We start from the raw sequence: 7199 nt of genomic DNA, 5'->3' as shown, positions 1-7199 counted from the left end.
TTAAGTTCTACAATAAAGTTTCAGTATACTATAACATATTAGCCTTAAAGTTCACGATACAATAACAAACATGAATCGGCTGTTTCTGATAAGTAATAGCCGTTTTTGTTGCTGCAACGTTACTAATCACATCCACCACCAAACACGACAATCGCGTATACTTGCAATAGTTCATTTGGCACATACAACGTAAACCTTCAGTCGAGGCTAACTGGCAGCTCTGGTGGCTGTACAGTTGGTTATAGTGCTGTCACTACTTCTGATCCTTTAGGCGCTGGTACCACATCTGCTTCTGGTCCTAATAATATTGTTGGAATAGGGGTTGAAGGCAATATGGGAAGCAGGACTACGACGTTTACCTTTGCTAGAACAGTTACTACAGCTGATGCTGTTCATGACCCACTGTGACTAATTAGGACGATAGCAAGATGAGTGAATTTACGGTCTCCAAAATTTGGGAAGAAATAGATATTTTCAGCTAAAAATGGAGATATTTGATAAAATGCCTAAATACATGTGGAAGTAAGTTTCTTCCAGTTGTTTTACAACTCTAAAACTTTGGTAATAATTCTTCTGGCAACAGTAGCACTAACTCTTATGGGACCGGCGGTGTCTGGAATTTCTCTACAGCAATTTGCAGAAGCTGAGAAGCATAATCAGGACGGAAATGATGGAAGTAATGTTGACTGTGCACCTCACAACACGTGCATTGTTAGTGGAGGATCAGGTGGTCGTGATAATATCCGTAATCATGACAATTCCAACAATGGCAACGGAGGAGATGGGGGCCGTCCAGAGTGCGATAATTTTGGCGCTACACACTGCACAGCTGTCGGAGGACCCGGTGGTTGGGAAAACGAGGATAATAAGGACAAGTCCAACAATGGCAACGGGGGAAACGGGGGCAGCCCTTTCCCAGGTTGTCGAAACTCCGACTGCAACGCTAATGGAGGGTCTGGTGGTGAATTCAATTCGGGTAACTCCGGCGATTCAAATAATGGCAATGGAGGAGGAGGTGGAGATCCAACATGTAAGATTTCGTCAACGTGCTCTGCCAATGGAGGTGCAGGTGGTTCAGGTAACAGCCATAATTCCGGAGGTGATAACGGTAATGGGGGAAACGGCGGCAAGCCAGGTTGTGAAAACTCCGACTGCAATGCACTTGCCAATGGAGGATCTGGTGGTTCGCGTAATAGCAACAATTTTGACAACTCCAGCAATGGCAACGGGGGAAAGGGAGGCAGCATCCCTCAGTGTGATGAGTTTTGCGTAGCTCTTGGAGGAGATGGTGGTTCGAACAATCAGCTCAACTCCGATCATTCAAATAACGGTAATGGGGGAAATGGCGGCAGCTTAAGGTGTAGCGGGAACCCGCAATTTGAACTTGCTTGTCAAGATTCCGGAGGATCTGGTGGTTCGGGCAATAGTAACAATCGTGATATTTCCAACAATGGCAACGGGGGAAACGGCGGCAGCAGTGGTTCTTTCAGTGGGTGTCTTAGCCCAAGCACCGGCTGCGAAGCTCTTGGAGGAAATGGTGGTTCGAACAATGTATTCAACAGCGGTAATTCAAATAATGGTAATGGAGGAAATGGCGGAATGATTACATGTCTATCTGGTTTCCGCGTGGTGTGCTTTGATAACGGAGGTAATGGTGGCTCTGGTAATAGCCTTAATCTCGGTGGCAACAATGGCAACGGAGGTAATGGTGGCACCATATTCTGTGACGCTAGTGGCACCACCGACTTGGTCGGCTGCGATGCTAACGGAGGTAATGGTGGCTCTGGTAATAGCCATAATATTGGTAACGACAATGGTAACGGAGGTAATGGTGGCGAAATTAATCTTGTTGGAGGAGGCACCGCGCAAGCTAATGGAGGAAATGGCGGGGACAACAACACTGGACAGACCAATGCACTCCCATGTGGTAATGGCGGAAATGGTGGGCGTGTTGAGGGAAGTGGTACTGCCAATGGGGGAAATGGAGGAAATGGTGATGCAAGTAACGGCTTTTGCGGCACGAATGGCGGTAACGGCGGCGTAGCATTAGATGGCGGTGAAGCTAACGGACAGAATGGCGCTAATAGTGGGAATGGCGGAAACGGTGGTTTGGCGCTAAGACCAGGTAGTGAGGCTGATGGTGCAGATGGACATAACGGTGGTGATGCAATAGCTGGTGGTGACGCTAATGGAGGGGGTATTGCTGTAGGACCTCATAGTAATACAGATGACATGACTAACGGCATTGCATTAGACGGTGGCCAAGATCATCCTGGTTGTAACATAGCGATAGGCATCATGTGTGAGAATGATACTGGAAGGTAACACCAGTGGCTAGGGAATCTGCCCATAACACTTTTTTTGTTTGATTAATCAGTAGGATAAGTGATATTCCCTCGAACACAGTGGTGAAAGCTAGTTGAAGGTAGGTAGCTACGACGGTTTCAAAGAATGTTGTCAGGGGACAATTCTCTATATTTTCTTCTAGAAGAACACTTTGTATTTCCGTTACGGAATCGCTATATACTTGATGTGTAAATTTGTTCTAGTTAATGTATAAATCAAAATCTTTGATAATAATTCTTCTAGGAATTGTGTTAGTAGTTCTTGCGCCCTCTGTCTCCGGAGTGTCCATACAACAAGCAAGTGCAGCTACAACAGGACAGAATGGAAGTAACGGCGTTGCTGATAGCAGTAGTTCTGCTAGCGGTGGAAGTGGAGGTACTGGATTTAGTAATACTGGTAGTTCAAGCAATAGTAATGGAGGGAATGGTGGTATTGCTGTAAGTACCAGCTCTTCTAACGGTGGAGCTGGTGGTATACTCAGTATTGGTAACTCTGATAATTCTGTCAATGGTAATGGTGGTAGCGGCGGTACCGCAATTGTAGCTGGATCAGCTAACGGGGGAATTGGAGGTGTTTTCAATGTGAACAACTCTGACAATACAAAGAATGGTAACGGCGGCAGTGGCGGAACGGCAATATCAGGCGGCACATCCAATGGTGGAGCTGGTGGTTTTGGCAATTCTGCTAACTTTGGTAATTCAATCAACGGTATCGGTGGCAGTGGCGGAACTGCGATATCCGGTACCGCTAATGGAGGAAAAGGTGGTACCCTCAATGTTCGTATCGGCGGCAATACAGAGAATGGTAACGGCGGCAGTGGCGGAACGGCAATATCTGGTACAGCTAACGGCGGCAATGGTGCAACGTGCAACTTGGATTTGTCTAATTGTGCTAACGGTGGCAACGGCGGCGTAGCAATAAATGGAGGTGTTGCTAATGGTCAGGATGGTACTTCTACAGGTAATGGAAATAACGGGGGTATAGCACTTGGACAAGGTAGCAATGCCAACAACGGCGGTGTAGCGGTAAATGGTGGTATAACCCATACAGGTTGTAATGTAGCAATAGAAACCAAGTGTTTTAATGTGCCTGGAAGGTAGTATTGGTAACATAAACAATACGCAATCTTTACCATTTTTATGTTAAACACACAACCGGTCCAGCTTCCTGGCTCTTTTAATCACTTGTAGTTATATCTTAAATCCGCCTAGTGCGATCCTAGGTAACTTCAGAATTACTTCAGCACCATTATAACTTTCAACGAATGATTTTGGTATACGATATCTACTCATTCCACCCTGGGATGTAACTATAATATGATCATTATTCACTGCTACTATATTTCCAACAGATTGGTTATCCTCACATCTTACATTTTTGTGGATTACTTTATCCCAATCATAAACTACTGGTTCGGGCATGCATAGAATCTACCAATTTTCAGAATACTAACTTTTAAACCTATTTACATGTAGTAACAGCGGTAACGGCAAAAAGGGTAAAGTTTACTCTTCGAAGAGGACGATTGATACATGAAGGATATCAATCATCTAACCCTTTGTTTTGGTTATGGCCATCTACATACTTTTTACAGCCTATTTCTTGCTCCCGAAAATAGAACCAAGGCCTTTGGTAATAGCTTGCCCTAACTTAAGATTTGTACCATTCTTGTGCTGCGAGATGTCCTTCAGGTTGTGGTTGGTTGACTAAAACCCTCTTGTGTTTTACATGTGTCCCCCCGTTGTATTGCCGGCTGCTCCTGTCATATTTGATCCGGTATAGACAAATAGTACTGTGAAAAAGAGTAACACAATTAAATTCGATTTAATCTTCTGAAACAAGGATAGTATTTCTTTTATATGTAATGCGTTTATTACAGAATATGAAAAAACTCATCTTTAATGTCATTACAATGTTAGCAATGTTAGCACTTTTGGCTACAATAGCAGCCATTAGCCTAGCTATCAACCACCCTGCCCATGCAATTCAGGTATGTAATAGTAGTGGTTTATCCTGTGCTAACACTCATTCGAATATCGCCAATGGCCATCCACGTGCAGCAACAGGAGGGGGGTTTCCACTTGGAAGCACTGCAAACAACGGATCTCCGCTTTGTAATTTTAAGCCTGGTGTGTTCACACTGCATAACGGTATTGTATGTGCACCATAGTCGAAAAACACCAACAACAATTGTTCCATTGAGTTTGGAATGTAGAGGGCAATGTATTAAACAATTTGTAGAATCGATCAACGCTCAATCGCTTCAAGATGATTAAGTCAGTTCTAATCCATATTATCGCCGACTTTGTCATATCCTCATACCCCTCTGCTGATTTTGAAATTTGGGAGTCAGAAGGAAGGCTTACCTTTGTTTATCAAGTAATCGATTCTTTATTTTCCTTATCTTAACATGACTAGATTATCTTCATTAATAGCAATGCCCAAATTCTTTGTACAGCCTTTACTGGGTGATAAGAAACAAACACTTTCGTACCGTTAACTGATTCTACTAATGACCCAGATTTACCTGCTATAGCATTTTTAAAGCTTTGAAGGTTCGCAAAGGAGTCCTTGGGAACATAATTATTATTGCTTGACGAGGAATCAGCTGTCGCAGTACCATTATGATCTACAAGTACGATTCGTTGGATACTATCTATAAAACTTAGAGATCTAAGAAATTGATCAAAATAAGTAAAATTTAATGCTGCTTTCACAATACCAATTAACGATTTATTACCATTTTGTAAATAGACTGGAACATCTATTACAGCCTCTGGCCTCCCTGTGACAACATTAGCAATAACGTTGCTCATATAGGGTTTTTTAGAAGCAATTACACCTTTGGACTGTTCCCTGAATGCAAAATTTAGTGTATGAAGCTTAACCTGATGGGCATATGGCTCAACAAAGTATACATTGCCACTTGGAGTCTGATATGCCACGTATTGAAAAATCTTGTATTTGGATAGAATATCCTGTGCCAACTTTCTTTTAGGCTCGTCTGCATTTTGTGGTATCCCATGCAGTGTTTTAATGGTACTTTTAAGAAGCGCTATATCCGGTGGATTCGTCATGGGAGTTGTATTATTAGATACTAATTCTAATGCGGAAACCCCATCTCTTATTGTATCTTCCAAATCCTTTGCCAATAATTTCGCTTTTAGCTCTTGATCATCAGAGATAACACTTAGAGTTACATTAGAATTAGAATTAGAAGTTGCTAACCCAGGGATATTCCTGGTCACACCCATCAGACTGGGTGATACGGTACTTTCTTGAGCATATACGACCGTGCTTAGACTAGAAGGAATAGACATCAATATTATTCCAGATAACAAAATTAGCAACAGAGTTGAAATTAAACCAAGGATCATATTATCTAATGCTGCAGATTACGATGTGATTGTGTTTATAAGGATTTCTCGAGATCTTGAACTGGCTCTATGAAAAACATAGAATGGAGCTGATAAGGCTCCCATTGGTAAAGGTTCACTTGACTTTAGGATAAAATATGCAATAGGAGAGAGAAGGCGTATCGGACAAGCACTTTCTACTTCAACAAAACAGGAAACAGTATTATGCTATTATTACTTCCACTCATATATCTTTGTTGTTCGCTTCTTACCGTCAACTTCAGATATATGTAATCCTTCAAGGTTTTTAAGGAAAGCAAGTTTTCCTGTGGAGTTGGTATTAAAAAATATAACATCGTGATATGTTATTGTCCCATTAACATTAGATCTTCCAACACCATATCCAATCCAAGTTGCCTTATTCTGTCCATCTGCTGTAGTTATTACACCATGGCCAACACCATAATCGAAAGCTCCTTTGATTAATCTAGAAGCATCAGTCCATATTTGACTATTTGTAACGTATCCAACCCCCTTAATAGTTCCATTTTCTATAAGATTTGTAACATTTTGAAACCCCTTAATACCAGTATGTTCTATCTGTGGGGTGATACTAACATTTGACTCAAAAAAAGGACTAGCTGATATTCCTAAACTGGATATTGTATTAATATTACTTGGTAATACTGGTGATGACGTGATTGCATGCGCTTTTCCTATAGGTAATACTACAACGCTTGTCATGGACAATAGCCCTACTATAGCGAAGAATGAGATTACATTTCTAAACTGTTGTTTTATATTGACAGTTTTCATTAATAAAGAAGTACTACATTTTTGCATTTAAATTATTCTTTGTGTATCCATATTCTTGTTATTAAGGATATTGTTGCTGCAGGACTAGCGTTATGCCCTTTCTAGATAATTCCAATCTACTGATAACATTCCGACCCAAAGAAGTAATTTCAGTTCACGAGTCTTCGTCACCAATTTCTTCATCTTTCTGAACTTCCCTCTTAAAGGAATGAATGATGTCATCTAGCCTATTCGCTGTACATGATGTCTAGAATACATCATTGTGTCTTGGTTACCGTGTGCGTCTGTTAGTGGTGATTTGACTAATAGTTGAATTGGCCCAGGCATTATCCTTCATTTCCGTTTGCGTCGGAATTTCCACGGGAATGCAAATGTTCGAGAGGAGAACATGAGAATAAGTATGCTTTTGTTGCTAGTTCTCCTTGTGTTTGGACCAAGGGAAAAATTGTTACAGGAATCGAAATCGTTATTGCAGCAACTGTTGCGATTATTGCGAATTCGCGGCCTATCATATTCGATTGTAACACACAAAAATACTTTTCAACATTTACTTCGATTGAAATAATATTGAACCATAAGTCAGGATTGGATTTGATTCAATAAATTTGGCGTCTCTAAAGCCTACACTAGGATAATTGGTCCCATCTGACCAATACTATTAGTCTTCAATTCGCTTTTTCA

7 protein-coding genes are annotated in these 7199 nt (G+C 41.4%); 3 read left to right on the top strand and 4 right to left on the bottom strand.

Annotated elements, in window-relative coordinates; translation table 11 throughout:
* Positions 1-558 precede the first annotated feature (558 nt).
* Both DYY65_RS07790 and DYY65_RS07785 read left to right on the top strand, forming a co-directional pair.
* Positions 559-2325 (top strand): hypothetical protein, encoded by a 1767-nt coding sequence (locus tag DYY65_RS07790; protein ID WP_236561729.1) that lies wholly within the window; start codon positions 559-561, stop codon positions 2323-2325.
* Between the two features lie 227 nt (positions 2326-2552).
* A complete protein-coding gene (locus DYY65_RS07785) occupies positions 2553-3446 on the top strand; it encodes a hypothetical protein (protein WP_162477407.1) in 894 nt (297 codons plus the stop codon).
* A gap of 90 nt (positions 3447-3536) precedes the next feature.
* Here the strand turns inward: DYY65_RS07785 and DYY65_RS07780 are convergent, their stop codons facing one another.
* Positions 3537-3767: a hypothetical protein gene (locus DYY65_RS07780; protein WP_162477406.1), complete on the bottom strand. Its 231-nt coding sequence runs from the start codon at positions 3765-3767 to the stop codon at positions 3537-3539.
* 461 nt (positions 3768-4228) lie between these two features.
* Between DYY65_RS07780 and DYY65_RS07775 the strand changes: the two genes are divergently transcribed.
* Positions 4229-4516, top strand: a complete 288-nt coding sequence (locus DYY65_RS07775; protein ID WP_162477405.1) for a hypothetical protein — start codon at positions 4229-4231, stop codon at positions 4514-4516.
* 244 nt (positions 4517-4760) lie between these two features.
* On the opposite strand, the gene DYY65_RS07770 is transcribed toward DYY65_RS07775, so the two are convergent.
* From DYY65_RS07770 to DYY65_RS07760, 3 genes are all read right to left on the bottom strand, one after another.
* On the bottom strand, positions 4761-5666 hold the full coding sequence (locus tag DYY65_RS07770) for a cache domain-containing protein (RefSeq protein WP_162477404.1): 906 nt from the start codon (positions 5664-5666) through the stop codon (positions 4761-4763).
* A 270-nt stretch (positions 5667-5936) separates the two neighbouring features.
* Positions 5937-6518, bottom strand: a complete 582-nt coding sequence (locus tag DYY65_RS07765; RefSeq protein ID WP_162477403.1) for a hypothetical protein — start codon at positions 6516-6518, stop codon at positions 5937-5939.
* Positions 6519-6844: 326 nt separating this feature from the next.
* Complete coding sequence (locus DYY65_RS07760) at positions 6845-7030, bottom strand: hypothetical protein (protein ID WP_162477402.1); 186 nt, start codon at positions 7028-7030, stop codon at positions 6845-6847.
* Positions 7031-7199: the final 169 nt, after the last annotated feature.

This window comes from Nitrososphaera sp. AFS (assembly GCF_009898475.1).
GTDB lineage: Archaea > Thermoproteota > Nitrososphaeria > Nitrososphaerales > Nitrososphaeraceae > Nitrosopolaris.
The sequence above is the reverse complement of the archived record's forward strand: the minus strand, read 5'-3'. Positions and strand labels throughout refer to the sequence as shown.